General features: G+C 70.1%; 21 protein-coding genes. 17 read left to right on the top strand and 4 right to left on the bottom strand.

Annotated features, from left to right (window positions below; genetic code table 11):
- Positions 1–110: 110 nt before the first annotated feature.
- From QNA09_RS18825 to QNA09_RS18780, 10 genes are all read left to right on the top strand, one after another.
- Positions 111–1142 carry a patatin-like phospholipase family protein gene (locus QNA09_RS18825; protein ID WP_048773287.1) on the top strand — a complete coding sequence of 344 codons (1032 nt, stop codon included), beginning with the start codon at positions 111–113 and terminating at the stop codon, positions 1140–1142.
- A gap of 4 nt (positions 1143–1146) precedes the next feature.
- On the top strand, positions 1147–1578 hold the full coding sequence (locus QNA09_RS18820) for a PPOX class F420-dependent oxidoreductase (protein ID WP_010596821.1): 432 nt from the start codon (positions 1147–1149) through the stop codon (positions 1576–1578).
- A 21-nt stretch (positions 1579–1599) separates the two neighbouring features.
- Positions 1600–2475 (top strand): alpha/beta fold hydrolase, encoded by an 876-nt coding sequence (locus tag QNA09_RS18815; RefSeq protein WP_119700033.1) that lies wholly within the window; start codon positions 1600–1602, stop codon positions 2473–2475.
- A gap of 147 nt (positions 2476–2622) precedes the next feature.
- The gene (locus QNA09_RS18810; RefSeq protein ID WP_119700032.1) at positions 2623–4167 is read left to right on the top strand and encodes an ABC transporter substrate-binding protein; all 1545 of its coding nucleotides are present in this window, start codon (positions 2623–2625) and stop codon (positions 4165–4167) included.
- 50 nt (positions 4168–4217) lie between these two features.
- Positions 4218–5741 (top strand): ABC transporter substrate-binding protein, encoded by a 1524-nt coding sequence (locus QNA09_RS18805; protein WP_102031481.1) that lies wholly within the window; start codon positions 4218–4220, stop codon positions 5739–5741.
- Positions 5742–5779: 38 nt separating this feature from the next.
- Positions 5780–7315, top strand: coding sequence for an ABC transporter substrate-binding protein (locus QNA09_RS18800; RefSeq protein ID WP_040270226.1), 1536 nt, complete (start codon positions 5780–5782; stop codon positions 7313–7315).
- A gap of 53 nt (positions 7316–7368) precedes the next feature.
- On the top strand, positions 7369–8316 hold the full coding sequence (locus tag QNA09_RS18795) for an ABC transporter permease (RefSeq protein WP_119700031.1): 948 nt from the start codon (positions 7369–7371) through the stop codon (positions 8314–8316).
- Entirely contained in the window at positions 8313–9218 is a 906-nt protein-coding gene (locus QNA09_RS18790) for an ABC transporter permease (protein WP_308071993.1), read from the top strand. The genes QNA09_RS18795 and QNA09_RS18790 overlap by 4 nt, the downstream gene beginning before the upstream one ends.
- Positions 9215–10201 carry an ABC transporter ATP-binding protein gene (locus tag QNA09_RS18785; RefSeq protein ID WP_119700029.1) on the top strand — a complete coding sequence of 329 codons (987 nt, stop codon included), beginning with the start codon at positions 9215–9217 and terminating at the stop codon, positions 10199–10201. The genes QNA09_RS18790 and QNA09_RS18785 overlap by 4 nt, the downstream gene beginning before the upstream one ends.
- Positions 10198–11187: an ABC transporter ATP-binding protein gene (locus QNA09_RS18780; RefSeq protein WP_119700028.1), complete on the top strand. Its 990-nt coding sequence runs from the start codon at positions 10198–10200 to the stop codon at positions 11185–11187. The genes QNA09_RS18785 and QNA09_RS18780 overlap by 4 nt, the downstream gene beginning before the upstream one ends.
- 12 nt (positions 11188–11199) lie before the next feature.
- Here QNA09_RS18780 and QNA09_RS18775 read toward each other — a convergent pair whose 3' ends face one another.
- Both QNA09_RS18775 and QNA09_RS18770 read right to left on the bottom strand, forming a co-directional pair.
- The gene (locus tag QNA09_RS18775; RefSeq protein WP_119700027.1) at positions 11200–12261 is read right to left on the bottom strand and encodes an OsmC family protein; all 1062 of its coding nucleotides are present in this window, start codon (positions 12259–12261) and stop codon (positions 11200–11202) included.
- A 79-nt stretch (positions 12262–12340) separates the two neighbouring features.
- Positions 12341–13183 (bottom strand): SDR family NAD(P)-dependent oxidoreductase, encoded by an 843-nt coding sequence (locus tag QNA09_RS18770; protein WP_119700026.1) that lies wholly within the window; start codon positions 13181–13183, stop codon positions 12341–12343.
- Between the two features lie 125 nt (positions 13184–13308).
- Between QNA09_RS18770 and QNA09_RS18765 the strand changes: the two genes are divergently transcribed.
- Positions 13309–14472 carry a transposase gene (locus QNA09_RS18765; protein WP_308071992.1) on the top strand — a complete coding sequence of 388 codons (1164 nt, stop codon included), beginning with the start codon at positions 13309–13311 and terminating at the stop codon, positions 14470–14472.
- Between the two features lie 34 nt (positions 14473–14506).
- Here QNA09_RS18765 and QNA09_RS18760 read toward each other — a convergent pair whose 3' ends face one another.
- Positions 14507–14986, bottom strand: a complete 480-nt coding sequence (locus QNA09_RS18760) for a nuclear transport factor 2 family protein (protein ID WP_119700024.1) — start codon at positions 14984–14986, stop codon at positions 14507–14509.
- 171 nt (positions 14987–15157) lie between these two features.
- On the opposite strand from QNA09_RS18760, the gene QNA09_RS18755 reads away from it, so the two are divergent.
- The 4 genes from QNA09_RS18755 (at position 15158) to QNA09_RS18740 (ending at position 20327) form a co-directional block, all read left to right on the top strand.
- A complete protein-coding gene (locus QNA09_RS18755) occupies positions 15158–16414 on the top strand; it encodes a lipase family protein (protein ID WP_119700023.1) in 1257 nt (418 codons plus the stop codon).
- An 87-nt stretch (positions 16415–16501) separates the two neighbouring features.
- Positions 16502–16984 carry a nucleoside deaminase gene (locus QNA09_RS18750; protein ID WP_162919337.1) on the top strand — a complete coding sequence of 161 codons (483 nt, stop codon included), beginning with the start codon at positions 16502–16504 and terminating at the stop codon, positions 16982–16984.
- 151 nt (positions 16985–17135) lie between these two features.
- Entirely contained in the window at positions 17136–17552 is a 417-nt protein-coding gene (locus QNA09_RS18745; protein ID WP_006945883.1) for a hypothetical protein, read from the top strand.
- A gap of 162 nt (positions 17553–17714) precedes the next feature.
- Positions 17715–20327: a LuxR family transcriptional regulator gene (locus QNA09_RS18740; RefSeq protein WP_119700022.1), complete on the top strand. Its 2613-nt coding sequence runs from the start codon at positions 17715–17717 to the stop codon at positions 20325–20327.
- A 297-nt stretch (positions 20328–20624) separates the two neighbouring features.
- Here QNA09_RS18740 and QNA09_RS18735 read toward each other — a convergent pair whose 3' ends face one another.
- Entirely contained in the window at positions 20625–20837 is a 213-nt protein-coding gene (locus tag QNA09_RS18735; RefSeq protein WP_119700021.1) for a hypothetical protein, read from the bottom strand.
- A 258-nt stretch (positions 20838–21095) separates the two neighbouring features.
- Between QNA09_RS18735 and QNA09_RS18730 the strand changes: the two genes are divergently transcribed.
- Entirely contained in the window at positions 21096–22553 is a 1458-nt protein-coding gene (locus QNA09_RS18730; protein ID WP_119700020.1) for a cytochrome P450, read from the top strand.
- Between the two features lie 185 nt (positions 22554–22738).
- Positions 22739–23671 carry an oxygenase MpaB family protein gene (locus QNA09_RS18725; protein WP_119700333.1) on the top strand — a complete coding sequence of 311 codons (933 nt, stop codon included), beginning with the start codon at positions 22739–22741 and terminating at the stop codon, positions 23669–23671.
- Positions 23672–23685: the final 14 nt, after the last annotated feature.

Below are 23685 nucleotides of genomic sequence, written 5' to 3'. Positions count from 1 at the left end.
TGGGAGCACGGGGAGCCAAGACTCCTTTCCCGGAAGCTGCAGGAGGGGGCGGCCATGGACGGGTGTGAACGGATCGTTCCGAGCGGCGGACGCGGCCTCGGGGGCGGGCGATGACCGCCGACCCGGGCCCCGCCGACCTCGTCCTCGCCGGCGGCGGGGTGAAGGGCATCGGGCTCGCCGGCGCCGTCGTGGCGCTCGCCGACGCCGGCTACCGGCTCAAACGGGTCTCGGGCACCTCGGCGGGCGCGGTGGTCGGCGCCGTCGTCGCGGCCGGATCGAAGGCCGGGTGGACGGGGGAGCAGATGCGCGACGCCGTCTTCGGAATCGAGTACGACAAGTTCCTCGACCCGGGACCGGTCGAGCGGATTCCCCTGTTCGGTCCCGCGTTCGGGGTGCTGCGCGGATCGGGCCTCTATCGCGGCGACTACGCGCACGCCTGGATCCGGGACACGCTGAAGGACCTGGGCGTCAGCACCTTCGGGGATCTGCGGACGGACGACAAGGACCTCCCCGAGGAGCGACGGTACCGGCTGGTGGTCACGGTCACGGACATCACGCGAGGGCTGCTGGTCCGGCTGCCGTGGGACTACCGCTCGGTCTACGGCCTCGATCCGGACGAGCAGTCGGTGGCCGACGCGGTGCGCGCGTCCATGTCGATCCCGTTCTACTTCCGGCCCGCGACGCTCACGGCCACGTCCGGATTGCGGTCGACGCTGGTCGACGGCGGGCTGCTGTCGAACTTCCCCATCGACTCGCTCGACCGGATCGACACCGACCAGCCCCGCTGGCCCACGTTCGGTGTCACCGTGTTGCCGAACCTGCCCGCCGGCAACGACAAGGTCCTGCCCCCGCTGCGGCTGCTGCGCCCGTTCTCGGCGCTCGGTGACTCCCCGGAGCTGATCGAGGGCATCGTCACCACCGTCCTCGTCGGCCGCGACCAGGCGCATCTCAATCAGCCGTGGGTGAGCGCCCGCACGATCCGCGTCGACTCCACCGAGGTCGGCGTCCTGGACTTCGACATCGACAAGTCCGAGATCGAGGCGCAGTTCGCCAAGGGGTACGAGGCGGCGCAGGGCTTCCTGTCCACCTGGAACTGGGTGGAGTACGTCAAACGCTACCGATCCCACGGAAAGCGATGGTGAGGCCGTGACCGCCGACAGTCTCGAAGCGCTGTTCGCCACTTCGACGATCGGTGCCCTCGTCACCCTGAAGAGGGACGGGCGGCCGCAGCTGTCCAACATCGTCTACCACTACGACCCGGGCACACGGACCTTCGCGGTCTCCGTCACCGACGGCCGCGCCAAGACCGCGAACGCGCGCCGCGACCCCCGGGTGAGCCTGTACGTCAGCGCCGCCGGCGGCTGGGCGTACGCGGTCGCCGAGGGCACGGCCGAGCTGTCGCCCGTCGCGGCGGACCCGCACGACGACACCGTCGAGGACCTCGTCGCCCTGTACCGGAAGGTGCAGGGCGAACATCCGGACTGGGACGAGTTCCGGGACGCGATGGTCGCCGACCGCCGGCTCGTGCTGCGGATGCGGGTGGAACGGTTCTACGGGATGGCCGGACCGACCGGCTGATCCGGACGAAAGGGGGAGACGATGCCGCGCGCGTCGACGACAGGGTTCGCAACCACCACCGAGGGGGAACGGTTCCTCCGCGCCTACGATGCCGTGCTGGCGAAATGGCCGGCAGACGTCCGTCCGGTGACGGTCGAATCGGACTTCGGCACAACGCATGTCACTGTCTGCGGCAGCGACGACGCGCCGCCGGTCGTCCTGCTGCCCGGCGGGGGAGCGACGTCGACGGTGTGGTTCGCCAACGCCGCCGCGCTCGCCGGCCGGTACCGGGTGCTGGCCGTGGATCCGATCGGTGACGTGGGTCGGAGCGTCGCGCACGGAAGGCCCGTGCGCGACGTGGACGACCTGCGGTCGTGGCTCGACGGCGTCGCCGCGGCGCTCGGTGTGTCCTCGTTCCACCTGGCCGGCCACTCGTACGGGGCCATGGTCGCGCTCGCCTACGCACTCGAACGCCCCGAGCGGATCCGCAACATGGTGTTGCTCGATCCGAATTCGTGCTTCGCCCGGATGCGCGCCGGATACCTGGCTCGCGCGGTCCCGCTGCTGCTGCGGCCCAGCGGAGACCGCCAGCGCCGATTCCTGCGCTGGGAGACCGGCGGCCGGTCACTCGACGAGGACTGGCTCGAGCTCGTCGCCCTCGGTGCCGAGCACTTCCCGGCGGGCAAGCTCGTCGTCCCGAAACGTCCCGCCCGCCGCGCCCTCGCCGGACTCGCCGTGGACACGACGGTCGTCCTCGCGGCCGGCAGCAAGGTCCACGACAGTGCGACGGTGGCGGCCACGGTCGAGGCCGCGAGTCCGCGGCTGCGCCCGGTGCTCGTCGAGGGCGCGACGCACCACACGATGCCCATGGTCCCGGCCGCGGAGGTGAACGCCGCCGTTCTCGGCGCGCTCGGCTGACCACCGGCTGCCGCACGGTCTCGTTCAGTGGGAACGGCGATGTGCGGCACGTCACAAGCCCCTACGTTCGGTCGGCAACAGGGCCGTGCGCATCGGCGTCCGTCCTGAAATCGATTGTGCGCGCGAGCGCTTCGAGGAAGGGGCGAGATGCCGGTCGCAACGGGCAGGTTTTCCATCCGGCGGTGGACGGCCGCTCTCGGAACGTGCGCGGTGCTCGTGACCGCGTGCGGCTCCGAGGTGTCCGAGAATTCGGGCGTCGCCGACCCCGCGATCCCGCTGCGCTACGCGACGGTCTTCGGCGCATCCTCCTTCGACCCGCACAAGACGAAGATCACCAGTGACGCCACGATGCTCAACCTGGTCTACGACCGGCTCGTGCACCGCGACGTCGACGCGCAACCCGTCCCCGGCCTGGCCGAATCGTGGGAGCTGACGGACGAGTCCCTCACCCTGCATCTGCGCGAGGGGGTGAGCTTCGCCGACGGTTCCCCCGTGGACGCGGCCGCCGTCCAGGCCAACCTGAACCGCGCGCTCGAACCGGACTCGGTGACGGCACCGATGCTCGCCGGGGTCACCGGCATCACGACTCCCGACGAGCGCACCGTCGTGCTCGCGCTGGACCGGCCCGGCGCGCAACTCGTCCTCGCGCTGTCCGACCTGCCGGGAATGATCGTCGACCCCGACGCATTCGGGACACCGGAGAAGGACGCCGCGCTGGCCCTCGCCCCGGCCGGTGCCGGCCGTTACACGGTCACCCGCGCGCAGCCGGGCGCCGAGTACGAGTTCACCGCGCGGCCCGGCTACTGGGATCCCGACGCGGTCCGCACCGACAGCGTGGTGTGGACGGTGATGACCGACCCGCAGGCCCGCCTCGCCGGCGTCACCTCCGGAGACCTCCACGCCGCCATCACGACCCCGCTGACCATCGATGCCGCCGAGCAGCAGGGCCTGCGGGTCGAGACGGCGCTGCGGCTCGACCACATGGCCGTCAACCTCAACCGCTCGCGCGGGGAGTTCGGCAAGCTCGAGGTGCGGCAGGCGCTGGCGCACGCGATCGACCGGCAGGCCATCGCCGACACGGCGATGGAAGGTCACGCCGAGGCCGCGACGCAGAACTTCCCGAAGGACTACTTCGCCTACGAGCCCGACCTGGCCGGCGCCTACCCGTACGACCCGGACAGGGCACGACAGCTCCTGGCGCAGGCAGGACTGCCGAACGGGTTCTCCTTCACCGCCATCCTGCTCAACCTGCCCGAGAACGTGCAGGTCGCGCAGATCGTGCAGCAACAGCTCGCCGAGGTCGGCATCGACATGCAGCTGAAGCCGATGCCGCCGTCCGAAGCCTCCCCGACGTTCAACCGCGGGGACGCCGACGCCATCGTCACCACCTTCACCGGCCGGTCCGATCCCGCCCTGCTGTTCTCCTCGCTGTACGGGGCGCAGTCGCCGCAGAACCCGTCCCGCAGCACGGCCCCCGGATTCCAGGAGGTCCTGGATGCGGCCAACCGCGAGTCCGAACTGCAGGCGCGTGCCGACAAGCTCGGCGACGTGTCGAAACTGGTGAGCGACAACGCGCTCGCGATCCCGCTGGTGTTCTTCGAGCTCGGCTCCACCCTGACCGATCAGGTCGTGGGCTACGAACCCACCCTGCTCGTCGACGAGTGGCGCGGCGTCGGCGTCGCCGCCCCGTGAACCCGTCGACGACCCGAATCACCCCGAGGACTGTCATGTTTCGCAGATCGATGAAGGCCGCCCTGTCCGTGCTCGCCGTCGCCGTCGCGGTGGCCGGGTGCGGCAGCTCCGCGGCGACGGACGCCGCGCAGACCGCCGACCCGAACGCGACGTTGCGCTACGCCACCACCTACGGCGCGTCGTCGTTCGACCCGCACAAGACGAGAATCACCAGCGACTCGATCATGCTCAATTTGGTCTACGACCGGCTGGTGCACCGTGACCGGGACGCGAACCCGATTCCCGGCCTGGCCGAGTCGTGGGAGTTCGCCGACGACGGCTCCACCCTGACGCTGCGCCTGCGGCAGGGCGTGACGTTCTCCGACGGCACCCCGTTCGACGCGGCCGCGGTGGTGGCCAACCTCGAACGCGCGATGCAGCCCGACTCGATCACCGCCGCCATGCTCGCCGGTGTCGCCGCGGTCGAGGCCCCCGACCCGCAGACCGTGGTGCTGCGGCTCGACGGACCAGGTGGGCAGCTCGTGCTGACCCTCTCCGATCTGCCCGGAATGATGGTCGATCCCAACGCGTTCGGCACCCCCGACAAGGACGCCGCCCTGGTGCTGACTCCCGCCGGCACCGGCCGCTACACCGTCGCGCAGGCACAGCCCGGTGCGCAGTACGAGTTCGTCGCCCGGGACGGCTACTGGGATCCGGACGCGGTGCAGGCCCGCGCCTTCGAGTGGATCGTGATGACCGATCCGCAGACCCGGGTGAGCGCGGTGGCCTCCGGTCAGCTCGACGCCGCGATCGCCACGCCGCTGTCCGTCGACCCGGCCGAGCAGCAGGGCCTCGAGTCGCACGTGCAGACCACCCTCAACAACTACGTGCTCAACCTCAACCGGACCCGCAGCGAATTCGGCCGCCTCGAGGTGCGGCAGGCCCTCGCCCACGCCGTCGACCGGGAGGCCGTGGTCGAAACCGCCCTCGAGGGGCACGGCGAGGCGGCCAGCCAGAACTTCCCCACGGGGTACTTCGCGCACAACGCCGCCCTCGACGGCCAGTACGCCTTCGACCCCGAACGCGCGAAGGCCCTGCTCGCGCAGGCCGGCGTGCCGAACGGGTTCTCGTTCGTCGCCGGTGCGTCGAACCTGCCGGAGAACCAGCTCATCGCGCAGATCATGCAGGAACAGCTCGCGCGGGTGGGCATCACGATGGAGATCCGGTCGATGACGCCGACCGACCTCAATCCCGCGTTCAACCGCGGCGAACTCGACGCCATCCTCACCACCCTGACCGGGCGCGCCGAACCGTCGCTGCTGCTGACCTCGTACTACGGGCAGGACTCGCCGCAGAACCCGTCGCACGACGACATCCCCGGCTTCCGGGCGGCGATGGAGGCGGCCAACCGGGCCACCGACCCCGACGAACGTGCCGCCCTGCTCGGGGAGGTCAACGCCGTGGTGATGGACCACGCCGCGATGCTGCCCGTCGCGTTCGCCGAACTCGGCGCGATCACCTCCGGCACCGTCGTCGGCTACGAGCCGAGCCGGGTGCTCGACGAGTGGCGCGGAGTGGGAGTGGCCGCGCCGTAACGCCCGTCTCCATCCCCCGCCGAGAAACGGAGAACATCATGGCTCGTCGCACGAGACTCGCCCTGGGCGCCGCGCTGGCCGTCGCGCTCCTCGCCGGGTGCGGTTCCGCCGGCACCGCGCCGTCCGACGTCGTCGATCCGCAGGCGACGCTGCGGTACGCGACCACCTACGGGGCGTCGTCGTTCGACCCGCACAAGACCCGGGTCGCGCAGGACAACATCATGCTGACCCAGGTGTACGACCGGTTGGTGCACCGCGACCGGGACGCGAATCCGATTCCGGGACTGGCCGAGTCGTGGGAGTTCTCCGACGACGGGCGCACCCTCACCTTCCGTCTGCGGGAGGGCCTGCAGTTCCAGGACGGCACCCCGCTGGACGCACAGGCGGTCCGGGCCAATCTCGAACGCGCCCAGGAGCCGGACTCGATCACCACGACGATGCTCGCTCCGGTCGAGGCGATCGAGACCCCCGATCCCACCACGGTGGTGCTGCGGTTGAACGGGCCCGGCACGCAACTCGTCCTGACGCTGTCCGATCTGCCGGGAATGATGGTCAGCCCGAATGCCTTCGGCACGCCGGACAAGGACGCCGCCCTGGTGCTGCGGCCGGTCGGTGCGGGCCGGTACACCGTGGCCGACGCGCAGCCCGGCGCGTCGTACGACTTCGCGGCCTGGGACGGTTACTGGGATCCGGCATCGGTGACCGCCGAGCGTTTCGAATGGGAAGTCGTCACCGACCCGCAGACCCGCATCAACGCGCTGGCGTCGGGCGAACTCGACATCGCGATGGCCACCCCGCTCTCGATCGACCCCGCTGCCGCCCAGGGGCTGAACTCGCAGGTGCAGACGAGCCTGAACCACTACGTCCTGCACTTCAACCGCACCCGCAGCGAATTCGGCAAGGTGGACGTGCGCCGGGCGCTGAGCACCGCGATCGATCGGCAGGCCCTCGTCGGCTCCGCCCTCGAAGGTCACGGCGAGGCGGCCAGCCAGAACTTCCCGCAGGGCTACTTCGCCTACAACCCGGAGCTGGCCGACCGCTACGCCTACGACGAGCGGGCCGCCCGCGAGACACTCGCGGCGGCCGGACTGCCGGACGGGTTCACCTTCACCGCCGGGGTGATGAACCTGCCCGAGAACGAGCGGATCGCGCAGATCGTCCAGCAGCAACTCGACGCGATCGGCGTCACCATGCAGATCCGGCTGCTCAGCCCCGCCGAGATGTCGCCGGTCTTCAACCGCGGTGAGCTCGACGCCGTGCTGACCACCTTCTCCGGACGGGCCGATCCGTCGCTGCTGCTGACCACGTACTTCGCCCCGGACTCGCCGCAGAACCCGTCGCACGACGTCACCCCCGGTTTCGCCGAGGCCCTGGCCGCCGCGAACGCCGAACCGGACCAGCAGGCCCGCGGACAGCTCCTCGGCGAGGTCTCCGCCACGGTCGTGGACCAGGCACTGATGATCCCCCTGGCCTTCTCCGACCTCGGCGCCACCCTCACCGACCGGGTCGTCGGCTACCAGCCGTACCGCGCACTGGACGAATGGGGCGGGATCGGCCTCACCGCCGCCGAATGACCGCGGCGGCACCGCCCCGAGCGACACCTCGACAGATGTAAAGGACCGGCAGGATGCTTCGATTGATCGGGCAACGGCTGCTCGCGGTGCTACCGCTGCTGCTGATCGCCACCGCCATCACCTTCGGCCTGATCTTCCTGATCCCCGGCGATCCCGCACACCGGATCGCCGGTGAGACCGCGACACCCGAACAGATCGAACTGGTGCGCACCGAACTCGGGCTCGACCAGCCCGTCGTCGTGCAGTACGCCGACTTCCTCGGCGGACTGGTGCGGGGTGATCTGGGCACCAGCTTCACCTACAAGGCGCCCGTGCTCGAGATGATCGTCGACCGGCTGCCGGTCACCGTGTCCCTGACCCTGGTGGCGGTGCTCGTCGCGCTGGCCGTCGGCATCCCGGCCGGCATCGTCGGCGGCAGCCGGCCGGGCAGCTGGCAGGACCGCGCCACCAGCGTCGGCTCCACCCTGGGCGTCGCGACCCCGAACTTCGTGCTCGGGCTGATCCTGGTGCTCGTCTTCGCGCTGCAACTGAGGGTGCTGCCCGCCACCGGCTACACCCCGCTCGCCAAGGGCCTGTGGCCGTGGCTCAGTCACCTGCTGCTGCCGGCGATCGCGCTCGGCCTCGCCGCCGCCGCCGAGATCGCCCGCCAGCTGCGCAGTTCGATGATCGAGGTGATGCAGCAGGACTACGTGCGCACCGCCACCGCCAAGGGACTCGGGCGGCGCTCGGTCCTGTGGAAGCACGCCCTGAAGAACGCATTCATCCCCACCGCGACCGTGCTCGGCATGCAGATCGCGTTCCTGCTCGGCGGCACGGCCGTCATCGAGTCGGTGTTCGGCCTCAAGGGACTCGGCGACTTCGCCGTGCAGGCGGTGCTGTCCGGCGACCTGCCCGCCATCCAGGGCGTCGTCATCTTCGGTGTCTTCGCCACCGTCGTGATGAGCCTGCTCGTCGACATCTCGTACGGGTACCTCAACCCTCGGACCAGGAGCGCGGCATGAGCGAAACCCTCACCTCCTTGCAGCCGATCACGGAGGCGGCACCGGCCGCCGTCGAATCGCCGCGCCGCCGGTTCCTGCGCCGGTTCCGGGGCCGGCGGGCCGCCGTCGCCGCGGCGGTGTTCCTGGCCCTGATCACCGTGCTCGGGCTCGCCGCGCCGCTGATCGCCCCGTACGACCCGCTGGTACAGGAACTCACGGCCCGCCGGCTGCCACCGCTGTCCGACGGTTACCTGCTCGGCACCGACAACCTCGGCCGGGACACCCTGTCGCGGTTGCTCTACGGTGCCCGCGTCGCGGTCACGGCCGCGGCGATCTCGGTGACGGTCGGTCTGCTCCTCGGCGTGATCCCCGCCCTCGCGGCCGGATTCCTCGGCGGGCGCTGGGACGCGCTGCTCTCGCGCATCGCCGACGCGTTCCTCAGCTTCCCGCCGTTGCTGCTGGCGGTGGCGATCGTCGGCGTCATGGGACCCGATCTCACCAACGCCATGTTCGCGATCGGAATCGTGTTCGGCCCGAGATTCTTCCGCGTCGTGCGCGGCGCGGTGATCGCGGTGCGGGAGAACACCTTCATCGAGGCGTCCCGCAGCATCGGCACCCCCACCACGCGGATCGTGCGCCAGCACATCCTCCCCCACACCCTCTCCCCGCTGATCGTGCAGATCAGTCTCGCCTGCGGCTTCGCGATGCTCGCCGAATCCTCGCTCAGCTTCCTCGGACTCGGCGTGCAACCACCGGATCCGAGCTGGGGGCGGATGCTGGCCGAGGGCCGCGAGGCATGGAACTACACCGCCTGGCCCGTGCTGATCCCCGCCGTCGCGATCATCCTCGCCGTGCTCGCCTGCAACACCCTCGGCGACGGGATCCGCGATTCGGTGGGCCGCGAGAATCGGAGCGAGAAGTGACCGAACCACTGTTGAGCGTCGACGGTCTCGGCGTCGAGTTCGCCACCGCACCCGGGTGGACACCGGTGCTGCAGGACGTGTCCTTCGACGTCGCGGCCGGGCAGCTCGTCGGCCTCGTCGGCGAGTCCGGCTCCGGAAAATCCGTCACCTGCTCGTCGGTGCTGCGGCTGCTGCCGCCCCGGCAGTCCCGCACCGTCGCCGGCAGCATCCGCTTCCAGGGCCGCGACCTGGTGACCATGCCGGCGCGCGAGCTGGAAGCGGTGCGCGGCAACGACATCGCCATGATCTTCCAGGAGCCCATGACGAGCCTGAACCCGGTGTTCACGGTCGGGGACCAGATCGCCGAAGTGGTGCGGCGGCACCGCCGCGTGAACCGGAAGGCGGCGACGGCCCGTGCGGTGGAGGTGCTCGACCTGGTCGGCATCCCCGACGCCGCCCGCCGGATCCGCCAGTACCCGCACGAGTTCTCCGGCGGCATGCGGCAGCGGGTGATGATCGCGATGGCGCTGGCGTGCGAACCGAAGCTGCTCATCGCCGACGAACCCACCACCGCGCTCGACGTCACCATCCAGGCGCAGGTGCTCGACCTGATCCGCGAGATGGCCGGCCGGTTCGGGATGGGCGTGCTGTTCGTGACCCACGACCTGGGGGTGGTCGCCGACCTGTGCACCGAGGTCGTCGTGATGTACGCGGGGCAGGTCGTCGAACGGGCCCGCACCGAGCCGCTGTACGCGACGCCCCGCCACCCGTACACCGCGGGTCTGCTGCGCTCGGTGCCCGACGTGGGCGGGCGCAGCGAGCTGCACACCATTGCCGGCTCACCACCGCCGCCCGGCTCGATCCCCGTCGGCTGCCGGTTCGCGCCGCGCTGCCCCCACCGCGCCGACGAGTGCGCCGCCGACGTGCCGCTGCTCACCGTGGGCGACGGCCGGACGGCGCGCTGCGCCCGGGTGACCGATCTGATCCTGGAGGGAACGGCATGACCGTCGTCGAGAAGGACACGAACGCACCGCTGCTGAGCGTGCGGGGCCTGCGGGTCGAGTTCCCGGTGCGGGGACGCCCGTTCGCGAAGAAGCGCACGATCCGCGCGGTGGACGAGGTGGGGTTCGACATCCGCGCCGGCGAAACCTTCGCCCTGGTCGGGGAATCCGGCTCTGGGAAGTCCACCACCGCGCGCGGCATTCTGCGGCTGGTGGACGTCGCCGCCGGGTCGGTGGTGCTCGACGGTGTCGACGTCACCGCCCTGGGGAAGTCGGAGCTGCGCGCCGCGCGCCGCGACATGCAGATGGTGTTCCAGGACCCGTACTCGTCGCTGGATCCGTCGCGCACGGTCGGCGACGCCGTCGCCGAACCGCTCGAGGTGCACACCGACCTCGACGCCGTTGCCCGTCGCCGGAAGGTCGGGCAGCTGCTCGAACAGGTGGGGCTGCGGCCCGAACACGCCGAGCGCTACCCGTACGAGTTCTCGGGCGGGCAGCGCCAGCGCATCGCCATCGCCCGGGCCATCGCGGTGGAGCCGAAACTGGTCGTCGCCGACGAGGCGGTGAGCGCCCTCGACGTCTCCACCCAGAACCAGGTGATCGCGCTGCTCGAGGAACTCTCCGCCAAGCTGGGCATCGCGTACCTGTTCATCGCGCACGACCTCGCGGTGGTCCGGCACATCGCCCACACCACGGCGGTGATGTACCTGGGCCGGATCGTCGAGTGGGGTCCGTCGGAGCGGCTGTTCACCGAGCCGGCGCACCCGTACACGCAGGCGCTGCTGTCGGCGGTGCCCGTCCCGGACCCGGCCCGTCAACGCCGCCGCGAACGGATCCGGCTCACGGGCGAGCTGCCCGACCCGGCGAATCCGCCCGCCGGGTGCGCGTTCAGTACCCGCTGCCCGAAGGTGCTACCGGTGTGCCGGGAACGCCGCCCCGAGATCACCGAGGTGCCCGGGGGCGGGCAGGTGGCCTGCCACCTGGCGTGAGGGGTAGCGAGCTCAGGGCGGCGCGTCGTCGGTCCGATCACCGGCTGCCAGGGCGGTGTCCACCACGATCTCCGAGTGCAGGGTCCGGTGTACCGGGCAGCGGTCGGCGATCTCGAGCAGACGCTGCCGCTGTTGCTCGTCGAGATCACCGACGAGCCGGATGACGCGTTCGATCCTGTCGAGCCGCCCCGTCCGGGTCTCGCAGTCCTCGCAGTCGGCGGCGTGGATCCGGCTGTGATGCAAGGAAACCGATACGTTCTCGAGCGGCCACTGCTTGCGGTCGGCGTACATGCGCAGCGTCATCGACGTGCAGGCGCCGAGGGAGGCGAGCAGCAGGTCGTACGGTGACGGCCCGGTGTCGTCGCCCGCGGGAGAGGGTTCGTCGGCGGTCATCACGTGCCGGCCCATGGTGATGCGCTGCCCGAACCGGGTGGCTCCGTTCCACGAGACTTCGACGACACCCTCGGCCGGGGACGGCTGCGGCGCGGTGTGCTCGTCCAGGTATCTGCCCGCCCACACCGCCAGCGTCGAGGCGACGAACCGGGCGTCGGACTGCCGGGTGAGCAGGTGGTCGGCGCCGTCGACGGACAGGAAGGACTTGGGGTGACGGGCGGCCTCGAAGATCTGGCGGGCGTTGTCGATGTCGACGGTGTCGTCCTCGGGGGAGTGCATCACCAGCAGCGCGGCACCGAGCTCGAGGATCTGCTCGGTCGCCGCCGGGGCGCCGATCGTGACCACGGCTCGCGTCTCGGGCACCTGCTCGGTCGCCGCGAGGACGGCGGCGCCACCGAGGGAGTGGCCGATCAGAATGCTGGGAGCGGCGTAGTGGTCGCGCAGGTGATTCGCCGCGTGCACGAGGGCGGTGACCTCGGAACCCGAGCCCTCGTCGGCCTCGCAGGCGACGCGCAGGACGGCGAGGCCGTGCTCGGTGAGGACCTCCGAGATCTGCGACGCTGCCGTGCCGAAGCGGTGCGCGAGCAGTGCGAACGCGCGCGGCGGGCCCTCCGGCAGATCGAGCACGCCCGTCGATTCCGTGCCGTCGGAGCCGGCGACCGGGATGTTCTCACTGTGCACGGTGCCCGCCCTCTCGCCCTTTTCCGGAGGCTATCTCGTCCCTGGGAGGGACCACAGAGGATTTCGCGCCCTCCGCGGATCAGTACAGCGGGCCGCCGCCGAACGCCGCCCGATGCGAATCCGGTTGATTGCCTTTCACGTCGACGACCCCGTAGTCGAGGGCGGTCTCGGCGGTGATCAGGGTGTGCCCGCTGCGCTCGTTCACCTTCGGGTCGTTCGCGAGCGCGACGATCACCCGTCCGACGAACTCGGGGGTCTCGGCGTCGGCGAGGGAGAAGCCCTCGAAGTTGTCGATGCCGCGGGCGAGCATCGCCTCGTTCTTGACCAGCCCCGGCCACACCGACAGGGCGGTCACGCCGGTCCCGCGCAGGTCCACGGCCATGTCGGCGGCCATCTTGTCCAGCCCCGCCTTCGAGATGCCGTACAGCACCGAGTGCAGGTAGCCGCGCGTGCCGAACGAGGAGATGTTGACGATCGTTCCGCTGCCGCGCGGCACCATGAGCTTCGCCGCCTCGACGGACGCGACGTAGTGCGCACGCAGTCCGAGGCCGACGAGCGAGTCCCAGTCCGAGAGCGGGCGCTGCCAGAACGGCTCGGAGAAGCCCGCGAAACCGGGCGGCCCGGCCCACACGTTGTTCACCAGCAGGTCCAGCCGGCCGCCCTGCTCGTCGGCGATGCGCCGGAACAGCGCCTGGACCTGCTCGTCGTCGGTGTGATTGCACTGCACGGCGATGCCGGTCCCGCCGCGCGCGGTGACCTCGGCGGCGGTGCGGTCCAGTGGCCCGTCGGTGCCGACCGGTCCGCGGGCGGTGACGTAGACGGTCCAGCCGTCGGAGCCGAGGGCACACGCGATGCCCTTGCCGACGCTGCGGCTCGCGCCGGTGACGAGGGCTACCTTGTGTTCGGTCGTGTCTTCGGTCATGTCTTCGGTCATCTGATGTGCGGCGCGATACTGCCTCATTCACGAGGGAGAGGAAGCGCCGTCCTCCTTTCGGGGGAGTGGTGGTGTCGGGCGAACCTGTCGGTGGGGTCGGTTAGCGTGCCGGCATGGGGGTCGAGGTGGTGCGCTACAACTACCGGTTGCGGCCGGGCACCACCGCCGCGGCTGCCCTGATCGCCGAGTGGCATCGCTGCCGGTTCCTGTGGAACGAGGCGGTGCACCAACACAAGGCCGGTCGCCGGCCGACGTTCGGGAAGCTGGCCAAGCAGTTGACCGACGCCCGGGCCCGCTCGTCGTGGTTGCGGGACGGCTCCCAGGTCGCCCAGCAGCAGATGCTGCGTACCTACGCGCAGGCGTTGGACGCGTCGTGCACGGTCGAGGGCCGGGGCCGGCCGCGGTTCAAGGCGCGGAGGAAGACCCTGCCCTCGCTCGAGTACACCCGCCGCGGGTTCCGGATCCGCCACGGCCGGTTGGTGCTGCCCAAAGGCGTGCGTGTGCCGGTGGTGTGGTCGCGGGCACTGCCGTCGGCGCCGTCGAGTGTGCGCATCACCCGCGATTGCCTGGGGCACTGGTACGCCTCGTTCGTGGTGACCCGCGAGGCCGAGCCGATCCCGGCCGCCGACCCGAACAGCGCGGTCGGGATCGACTGGGGCGTGGCCCGCACCGCGACGGCCACCGAGGAGCGGTTCGACCTGCCGCAGCACGGGCACCGGAGACGGTGTGCGGCGCAGGTGGCGAGAGCGCAGCGGACGATGGCGCGGCGCCGCCGGGGGACGGGGCACCCACCCTCGAGGGGCTATCGCCGGGCCCGCACCCGGGCCGCGAAGGTGCAGAAGAAAGCGGCCCGGCGCAGCCGGCACGACGGCCGGATCTGGGCCCGGGCCGTGGTCGAGGCGCATCATCTGGTCGCGGTGGAGGATTTCCGACCCCGGTTCCTGTCGAGGTCGACGATGGCGCGCACGGCCGCCGATGCCGCGGTCGCGACGGTGAAACGGGAGTTGATCGAGCGGGGCAGGCGGGCCGGCCGGAAGGTGGTGCTGGTGCGGCCCGCGTACACGACCATGACGTGTTCGAGGTGTTTCGCGAGAGCCAAGCAACGCCTCGGACTCGGGGAACGTATCTTCCGGTGCTGGGCGTGCGGGCATACCGCGTGCCGGGACCGGAACGCTGCCAGGGTGATTCTGGCTGTGGCGGAGCGTGGCCACACCGGTGTCGACGACGTGAGTCAAGCGGATCACCTCCCTCCGGGTGGTGGTGCGGTTGCGGTCTGAGTCGGGAATCTCCTGCCTTCGGGAAGGAGAGGCGTTAATGCATCACTTTCACGTCGTCGGTCAGGGGGCGTTCGATGGACCAGTGCACCCGCACGTGGCACCGGGCGATCTTCCATCGTCCGTCCTCGACCACGTAGTCGTCGTCGTAGTCGAGTGCGCTGACCCGCTCGGTGCGGGCCCGCAGGTCTACCTGCCGGAACCGCAGCGTCCATGCCCCGGTGGCGGTGCCGTCGCCGATGATCTCGATGCTCGGGTGCATGCCGTGGTGCATGTCGAGGATGACGTACCGGTCGTCAAGGCGCTCGAGGGCGAGGCGGGCGTAGACCTCGACGAGACCGTCGGCGTCGTCGAAGCTGCCCAGCGCGGGGCCGTAGTAGATGTCGGCACCCTCGGCGACGAAGCAGGCGCGCATGCCCTCCGGGTCCTTGGCGTCGCACGCACGGAAGTACCGGTGCTTGAGCATCCGGATCTCCTCGAGCGCCTCGAGCCGGGCCAGTCGCTCTTCGACGGTCATGGTCGCGTCCCTTCCGTCCTGCGGATACAGCGGCGACCCGGACCCTAGCCGCGGCGGGAGAATGCCGGCGGCGCTCGTCCCGCTCATCGGGCCGCAGCACCGGAACGATCGTAGAACTCGTTTCAGAAACCTCGTCGCGGCGCCTTCCTTCGGAGTACATATGTGTGCAGAATGCTCGGCATGCCGACGCCCACCGCCCGCCTGTTCACCGCCGCCCTGACGATGCTGCTGGCGCCACTCGTCGCAGGGTCCGTCGCGGCCGCCGCTCCCACGGGGTCCGCATCGGGCCACGACGCGTTCTACCTCCCACCCGATCCGCTGCCCGGCGGCGCGGCCGGCGACGTCCTGCGCGCCGAGCCCGTCGTCGCACCGGCGCTCGACGCTCTCGCCACCCGGGTGATGTACCGCAGCGAGAACGCCACGGGCGGCCCGATCGCGGTCACCGGCACGGTATTCGTGCCGTCGCGGCCCTGGGCCGGCGACGGTCCGCGCCCGACGGTCGTCCTCGGTCCGGGCACGCAGGGCATGGGCGACCAGTGCGCGCCGTCGAAGTTGACGAACCACCTCCAGGAGTACGAATACCTGCACATCGTGCCGCTGCTCGCGCGGGGCTACGCCGTCGCGATGACCGACTACGAGGGCCTCGGCACGCCCGGTGGGCATCCCTACCTGAACCGCGTCTCTCAGGGGCACGCCATGCTCGACATGGCCCGTGCGGCGCTGCAACTGACCGACCGCGGTATCGACGAGGACACCCGCATCGGCTTCTGGGGCTACTCGCAGGGCGGCATGTCGTCGGCGGCGGCCGCGGAACTGGCCGGCACCTACGCCCCCGACCTGCCCGTCGTCGCCGCGGTCGCCGGTTCCCCGCCCGCGTCGCTCGCCGACCTCGCCGTCGCCGGCGACGGATCGCTGCTCTCCGGCGGGATCGGCTGGGTCGTCAACGGCTTCGCCGCGGCCTATCCGCAGGTGCGGGAGGAACTGCTCGGGGTGTTCAATCCCGCCGGACGCGACATTCTCGCGCGCGCCGAGACGTACTGCGTCTACGACGCGCCCCGCATGAATCCGTTCTTCCCGACGGCCTGGTACACGGTCGGCGGCCAGCCCATCGCCGATCACCTGGCCGCCGAACCGTGGGCGTCGCTCGTGCGCGAGCAGGAACTCGGCAACGTCGCCCCCACGATCCCGATGTTCGTCGCGCAGAATGCGACGGACGACTTCGTCCAGGTCGGTGGCGTCGACACGATGGTCGGGAAATGGTGTGCGGGAGGCACATCCGTCACCTATCGGCGCTACGCCATTCCGCCGGTGCTGCCCGGGACCGGCGCGGGACACGGGATCGGCCTGCTTCCCGCCGCCGTGGAGGGGATGGACTGGATGGACCGGCGGTTCGCCGGCATGCCCGACGAGGACACCTGCGCGGGCTGAGACCGGCCTGCCGGCCGCGGTGACATGATGCGGTCGGCGACCGCGGTGACATGATGCGGTCGGCGACCGCGACACCGGGAGGACCACGTGATCGACGAATCGGAGATGACGCACTTGCGACGGTGCGTCGAGCTGGCACGGGAGGCGCTCGACGCCGGCGACGAACCGTTCGGCTCGGTGCTGGTGTCGGCCGACGGCACGCGGCTCGCGGAGGACCGCAACCGGGTCGCGGGCGGCGACCGGACCAGGCATCCCGAGTTCGAACTGGCCCGCTGGGCCGCCGCACATATGAGCGAGGCCGAGCGCGCCGGCGCGACGGTGTACACCTCCGGTGAGCACTGCCCGATGTGCGCGGCCGCGCACGGCTGGGTCGGGCTCGGACGCGTCGTGTACGTGGCGTCGTCGGCGCAACTCGCCGGCTGGCTGGAGGAGATGGGCGTGCCGCCGGCGCCCGTCCGGTCACTGCCGATCCGGGAGGTCGCGCCCGCGGTGACCGTCGAGGGCCCGGTGCCGGAACTCGTCGACGAGGTGCGTGCCCTGCATCGTCGGTGCCACGGGCACGCGGCGTGACTGTTCCGTGACACGTCCGGTCACGGCCGGGTGACAGTCGGCCGATGTTGATCACGGGTTGTGTTCGACTGCGGCGCTTTGCAGTTCCTGTACCCGTTCCTGGGTCGACCATTGAACCGGTCGGGCTGGTCGACGGTCGAAAGGAACGCCCATGAAGGGCTCGAAGCTCGGACGCGCGGCGGTCGCCCTCGCGGCGCCGCTCGCATTGATGACGGGCCTCGCGCCCACGGCATCAGCAGTGGATCCCTACCCGTACGGCAGCTGGAGCGTGAGCGTGCGGGAGAACACGATCACGGTCAAGTTCATCTACTACCGGGCTCCCGAGGCGGACTACCCGCACTACTGCAACGCGGTGATCGACGAGATTCCCCTGGTGAAGAGCGCGAAGATTTACTACGCCGACTACGAAACCGTGAAGTTCGACAACGTGCCCGACGGCGACTACACCGTTCGTTCCGACTGCCAGGACGACGACCACGTGTACCGGAGCGTCGGGTCGATCGACGTCTCGATCCCCGGCCCGGCGCAGACCCGGTTCGTCGGCAGCCACCACTTCTCCTTCGGCTGAGCGAACCGGCACCGGGGAAGGACTTGCTCGCATCTTCGGAATTCGCACAGGCCACGGCGTGGGCAGATTCCGAACGTGCGAGCAAGTCTGTGCGTCCTTGACGCCCTCCGGGCCGCCGCGTGATGGTGGACACGGTACGAGCGACGTCCCTACGATGCGGTTATGGCGGGGGAAGGGCCGCTCATCGGACGCGTCGGGGACTTGCGTCTACTCGAGGCGGCGCTCGACGGCACCGACGGTTACCGCGGATGTGTGATCGCCGGCCAGGCCGGGGTGGGCAAGAGCCGACTGGCGCACGAGTTGGTGCTCCGCTCATCCTCGGCCGGCATTTCCGTGCGGTCGGCGGTGGGGACGGCATCGGCGCGGACGGTGCCGCTGGGAGCTCTCGCCGGATGGTGTGACCACCCCACCTCCAACCCCCTTCAGCTGATCGACCAGCTCGTACAGTCGTCCACTTCCGAAGGCTCCGACGAGGTGTTGTCGATCGACGACGCGCATCTGCTCGACGAACTTTCGGCGTTCGTGATCCACCATGTGGCATTACGGGGGACTGCCCGGCTGATCGTCACGGTACGGTCCGGGGAGTCGGCACCTGATGCCGTCACCGCCCTGTGGAAGGACGGCATGCTGCTGCGGCGCGACCTTCAGCCCTTGTCGCGATCCGAGTCCGACGCACTGCTCGCCAGTGTGCTCGGCAGTCCCGTAGCCGAGAAGTCGGCGTCGCAGATATGGGATCTGACGCGCGGCAACGCCTTGTACCTGCGGCATCTCGTCTCACAGGAGGTAACCAGCGGCCGACTTCGAGACTGTCACGGATTGTGGTTCTGGCAGGAAGAATTCACCGTTTCCGACAGTATTGCGGACCTGCTCGGCGAACAGATCCGCCGCCTCCCGGAGGCGGTGCGCACGGTCCTGGACTTGGTTGCGGTGGCGGAACCGTTGCCCGTCGCGGTGCTGTCGGAGCTGTCCGACCTCGATGCGGTGGAAGAGGCGGAGAACCGCGGGCTGATCCGGATAGACGCCGAAGACCGAGCGAGAACTGCGCGAATGGCTCATCCGCTGTACGGAGAGGTGCGTCGAGCACGAGCCGGAGACACGCGACTGCGGCGCCTGCGAGGGCGTGTCGTCTCGGCGCTCGCGGCTCGCCCGCCGTCCGAACCCGAGGACGTCGTACGGCGGGCGGTCCTGCATGCCGACTCGGACCTGCCGATCGACCCGGACCTGTTCCTGCGCGCCGCTCGAGGCGCGATGGCGCTGCTGGATCTGTCCCTCTGCGAGAGGCTGGCCCATGCGAGTTCGCTCGCCGGAGGCGGGGCCGAAGCCGACCTCTGTCGTGCTCACGCCCTTCTGCTGCTGAACCGGGGAACCGAGGCCGAGGATGTGCTCGCCGCCATGCCGCTCGAAAGCCTGACGGACGATCGGCTCGCGCGTGTGCTGACGCTTCGGGCTACGAACATGCTGTGGATCCTGGCGCGGGCGGAGGAGTCGAAACGGATCGTCGACAACGCGCTCGGCGACGCCCCGCCGACCGTGGCGGAGTCGTTGCGCGCCGTTCGAGCCGTGCAGAGCGCTGTCGCGGGTGATCCCCTGGCCGCACTCGAACTCGGCCGGGATGTCGACCCGACACGGGTGCCCGCGTCGGCGGCGATGTGCGCGATCTGGGGAACCGTCATCGCGGCAGGGGATGTGGGCGAGTCGAAGCTGGCCTCGGAAACCGCATCGAAGGGCTACAGACTGGCGGAATCCTGGCAGGAAGCCTCGTACCAGCGCGTAGGCCTCGTCGAGTTCCATGTCGGCGCGATGCTCCTCGCCGGCGAGGTGGCCGAAGCCGAAGCCGTTGCCGCTCGCACCTACCGCGAGTGCATTCGCCTCCCCGGTGTGACGAGCGCGGTGGGAACCGCGATCGCGGGCATGGCCGCGCTCGGGGGCGGGCGGCTGGCGCTCGCCCTCGAACACCTCGAGCGGGCCTTCGCCGAGTTCGAGTCGCTCGACTACCCGGTCCTGATGTATCGGTACGGCATGCTCCTCGCTCAGGCACTGGCAATGGCAGGTCGCAGTACTGCGGCGACGGCGCTGCTGGCCGACGTCGACCGGAACCGGCACCCGGCCTTCGACTTCGTCGACTCGGAGCGGTTGCTCGCCCACGCCTGGAGCCACGCGGCGTCGGGGGAGGTCAGTACAGCGGTGGCCGTCGCGCTCCGGGCCGCGGAGTACGCCGTCGCGCATCGTCAGAAGGCCCGGGAAGTGATGTGCCTACAGGTCGCAGTTCAACTGGGCGACACGACGGGAAGAGGGCGGCTGGCGCAGCTTGCGGAGAGCACGGGAAGCCGTCGCGCGCGTATTGCGGCCGCGTTCGCCTCCGCGGTGTACGACCACGACGGAGAGGTATTATCTTCGTTTGCAACGCAATTCGAGGAGATGGGGGATACCGCTGCAGCCGCCGATGCTGCTGCGCGCGCCGCCCTCGCGTTCGCTCGCGCGAACCTGCGCGGATCGTCGTTGACGCTGAGCACCCGCGCGCAACGTCTTGCCCGGGAGTGCGGAGGGCTGACCACCCCGGCGCTCCGCGAGACGCTCGACCGCGACCTTCCTCTCACGCCCCGTGAGCGCGAGATCATCTCGATGGTGATGCGGGGTCTGACGAATCGGCAGATCGCCGAGGCGCTGACGATGTCGGTACGAACGGTCGAGGGCCATCTGTATCGGGCCCAGGCCAAGACCGGAACCCACGACCGGCACGAACTCGCGGCTCTGCTGCGCGAACAGTGGCGTTGACGCAGAACCGCTTCGAGTAGTGGAACTACTCGGTCGGGCCCCGGCCAGCTCGGTGGGAACGTCAGGAACCCCCTGCGCGGGTCGGAACCGAAGTCGGTGACGACGTCGGCGAACGCACCGAGCGGGATGCTGCGGGACGACTCCGTCCCTGCCGTCCAGTAGGTACGTCGACGGGTGCGCGCTCGGTCCAGGGTCTCGCGCGCGAGTCGGGTCTTGCCGACGCCCGGTGCGCCGGCAATGACGCCGCCGGCGCAGGAGCCGTCAGCGGCCACGCGCTGAGCACATGCGGATTCCAGGTCACCACAGCAGCGGAAATCCAGCGTCGGACGACACCTGGAGGGTCTCCGGTTCGGCCTCCGCGACGCGCACGAGTCTGTCCGGCGCGCCTACGTCGATGTACTCGGCGAACGGCTCGTTGTCGGCTTTCCCTGCCCGTATCGGTCGCACTGTCGCGTGCGGCTTCGGCAGCTTCTCGGATATCGCATCCGTGGTCTCGATGTTCTCGTCCATGCATCGAGGGTTGTGCTGCGGCGCGCGGGTGGCACGCGTAGAGGGGTACTCGATTCGGGTCCGTGCCGGACCGGTACGCCACGTCGTGTCCCCTGCGTATCGCGGTCCGGCACGAGGGCCGGACTGGAGTAGTGCGCTACTCACCTCTCCCGGCGCTGGGCGTCCGATGCTGAGTGTGCGGTCCGGAGATCCGGTCCGCCCGGGCGGTCGTCACCGCGTCGAACTTCTGTCCGGACCATCGGAACGACAAGGACAGCCATGACATCCAACAGCATCCGCAGCCCGCTGTCACCGCCGCAGCCGAGGCGAACGCCCCCACCGTGTACATCGTCGCGGGAGCCACCGATCGTCCGGGGAACGTGGCTGCTGGGATCCACGAGGGATCTGCTTCGCGATCCCCTCGAACTCGGTCTACGCGGGTATGCAGAGGGCGGCGACGTCGTACGCTACGTCGTCGGACTGCCGGGCCGGCGCCGCGAGTTCTTCACGGTCAATCACCCGGACGGGGTCGGGGAACTGCTGAACGCCCCGCGCCACCTCGACTACCGGAAGGACTCGGAGTTCTACCGCGCAATGCGCGACCTGTACGGGAACGGCCTGGTCACGAGCCAGGACGAGACATGGTTGCGTCAGCGTCGGTTCATCCAGCCCCTGTTCACCCCGCAGAGCGTAGACGGCTACGTGACGCCGATGGTCGCGGAAGCCGATCGTGTGGCCATTCGGTGGCACAACTGCACGAGTCGTCTCGTCGACCTCGACGGGGAGATGAGGGCGCTGACGCTCGGTGTCGCCGCTCGCATCCTGTTCGGCGTGCAGGCGCCTCGAATGCTGCCGATCCTACGCACGACATTGCCCGTCCTCGGACGCGCCGTCCTGCAGCAGGGTGCGTCCGCGATTCGGTTTCCCTCTTCGTGGCCGACGCCGGGGAATCGCAGAATCGCAAGTGCGGAGTCCCGTCTCGACGGGTTGTGTGACGCGATCATCGAGCGTCGCCGCACCGTCGCCGAACCGGGGACGGACCTGCTCGGGCGCCTGGTGGCGGCCCGAGAAGACGGCGACACGTTGTCCACCGAGGAAATTCGCGATCAGGTCAAGGTGTTCCTGCTGGCAGGGCACGACACCACGGCGACCATGTTGACGTTCGCGCTGTACCTGCTCGGCAAGGACGCCGGTGTGCAGGATCAGGCGCGGGACGAAGCCGAACGCGTGCTGGGCGCCGGGACACCGACTGCCTCCGACGTCCACAGGCTGACGTACACGACGATGGTGCTCGAGGAGGCTGCCCGGTTGTATCCACCCTCGCCGTACCTGACACGGCGGGCCGTCGAGGAGAGCGAGGTGTGCGGGTACCGGATCCCTGCAGGGGCGGACGTCAATCTGGCGCCGTGGGTGATCCACCATCGTGCCGATCTGTGGCCGGATCCGTTCCGGTTCGACCCGGATCGCTTCACTCCGGACAGGGTGAAGGAGCGTCACAAGTATGCGTGGTTCCCCTTCGGTCACGGTCCCCGCGGCTGTATCGGTCAGCGCTTCGCCATGCTGGAGGCAGCGGTGACCTTGGCGATCCTGTTGCGTGAGTTCGAGTTCCGCTCCCCTCCTGGGTCGGTGCCGTTGACCGTCGACCTGCTGCTGCACCCGGCCGGCGAGGTGCCGTGCCGTGTTCGCAGGCGTGTGCCGGTGCACTCCGCCGTCCATCGGACGCACCAACCGTCGTGATCGGGCGGCGGTCGCGGCCGGGGACCGCCGAGTCCGAGGTGGCGCATGCCCGACCGATCGCAGATCCTCGTGTTCCCGGAAATTCACGGCGTGGGCAGATTCCGAAGATGCGAGCAGATCCATGTGCCCTTGACACCCTCCGGGTCGCGCCCCAAACTGACAACGTGCGTAGTCAAAACGAGGTGGTGCCGCTCGGCCCGGACAGCCTGACGTGGAAGTACTTCGGCGGCTGGCGCGGAATGGTGTTCGGGCCGTGGGCCGGATCGATGCAGAACATGCACCCCGGTCTCGGCGCGGCCGTGGAGGAGCACTCGCAGTTCTTCGACGAGCGGTGGGAACGGCTGTACCGCTCGCTGTACCCCATCTACGGGGTCGTCTTCGACGGGCCGCGCGCCCCGGAGACCGCCGCGCGGGTGCGCGGCTACCACGACACGATCAAGGGAATCGACAAGCAGGGCCGGCGCTACCACGCCCTCGACCCCGACACGTTCTACTGGGCGCACGCCACGTTCTTCTACAGCCTCGTCGTCTCGATCGAATGGTTCGACGGCCCGCTCCCGCTCGCCGACAAGCACCGGCTGTTCGACGAGCACGTGCAGTGGTACCGGCTCTACGGGATGTCGATGCGGTCCGTCCCCGACAGCTGGGAGGATTTCCTGTGCTACTGGGACCGCATGTGCCGCGAGGTCCTCGAGGACAACAAGGCGACCCGCGACGTGCTCGACCTCTCGCACCTGGGCCGGCCGCCGTTCGTGCGGTGGGTGCCCGCGAGCGTGTGGGCGGTGCTGCGGCCGCCGGTGACCCGCGGGTTCCTGTGGCTGACGGTCGGCCTGTACGACCCGGCGGTGCGCGACCTCCTCGGGTTCACCTTCTCGCGCCGGGAGCAGCGCCTGCACCGCCTCGTCGGCCGATCGATCGGGCTGGGGGAGAAGCTCGTTCCCCGGCGTCATCGCTACCATCCCCGCGCCCGCGCCGGCTGGGACCGGGCCCGGGGCCGCGTCCCGGCGGACGCGCCCGTCGTGCACACCCCCGACCGCAACCTGCCGCCGGCGCACCTGATGGACAGCCCGATGCACTACACCGGGACGCACGAGACCGTGGGCAGTGCCCGGCACTGACCCGCAGCGCCCGA

Source organism: Rhodococcus sp. AH-ZY2 (genome assembly GCF_030916465.1).
Classification (GTDB): Bacteria; Actinomycetota; Actinomycetes; order Mycobacteriales; family Mycobacteriaceae; genus Rhodococcus; species Rhodococcus ruber.
This window is presented reverse-complemented; position numbering and strand designations above follow the sequence as displayed.

Coding starts and splice junctions, on each gene's coding strand:
- QNA09_RS18825 (WP_048773287.1), top strand. CDS start 111: ATGACCGCCGACCCGGGCCCCGCCGACCTCGTCCTCGCCGGCGGCGGG.
- QNA09_RS18815 (WP_119700033.1), top strand. CDS start 1,600: ATGCCGCGCGCGTCGACGACAGGGTTCGCAACCACCACCGAGGGGGAA.
- QNA09_RS18810 (WP_119700032.1), top strand. CDS start 2,623: ATGCCGGTCGCAACGGGCAGGTTTTCCATCCGGCGGTGGACGGCCGCT.
- QNA09_RS18805 (WP_102031481.1), top strand. CDS start 4,218: ATGAAGGCCGCCCTGTCCGTGCTCGCCGTCGCCGTCGCGGTGGCCGGG.
- QNA09_RS18800 (WP_040270226.1), top strand. CDS start 5,780: ATGGCTCGTCGCACGAGACTCGCCCTGGGCGCCGCGCTGGCCGTCGCG.
- QNA09_RS18795 (WP_119700031.1), top strand. CDS start 7,369: ATGCTTCGATTGATCGGGCAACGGCTGCTCGCGGTGCTACCGCTGCTG.
- QNA09_RS18790 (WP_308071993.1), top strand. CDS start 8,313: ATGAGCGAAACCCTCACCTCCTTGCAGCCGATCACGGAGGCGGCACCG.
- QNA09_RS18780 (WP_119700028.1), top strand. CDS start 10,198: ATGACCGTCGTCGAGAAGGACACGAACGCACCGCTGCTGAGCGTGCGG.
- QNA09_RS18770 (WP_119700026.1), bottom strand. CDS start 13,183: ATGACCGAAGACACGACCGAACACAAGGTAGCCCTCGTCACCGGCGCG.
- QNA09_RS18765 (WP_308071992.1), top strand. CDS start 13,309: ATGGGGGTCGAGGTGGTGCGCTACAACTACCGGTTGCGGCCGGGCACC.
- QNA09_RS18760 (WP_119700024.1), bottom strand. CDS start 14,986: ATGACCGTCGAAGAGCGACTGGCCCGGCTCGAGGCGCTCGAGGAGATC.
- QNA09_RS18755 (WP_119700023.1), top strand. CDS start 15,158: ATGCTCGGCATGCCGACGCCCACCGCCCGCCTGTTCACCGCCGCCCTG.
- QNA09_RS18745 (WP_006945883.1), top strand. CDS start 17,136: ATGAAGGGCTCGAAGCTCGGACGCGCGGCGGTCGCCCTCGCGGCGCCG.
- QNA09_RS18740 (WP_119700022.1), top strand. CDS start 17,715: ATGGCGGGGGAAGGGCCGCTCATCGGACGCGTCGGGGACTTGCGTCTA.
- QNA09_RS18735 (WP_119700021.1), bottom strand. CDS start 20,837: ATGGACGAGAACATCGAGACCACGGATGCGATATCCGAGAAGCTGCCG.
- QNA09_RS18730 (WP_119700020.1), top strand. CDS start 21,096: ATGACATCCAACAGCATCCGCAGCCCGCTGTCACCGCCGCAGCCGAGG.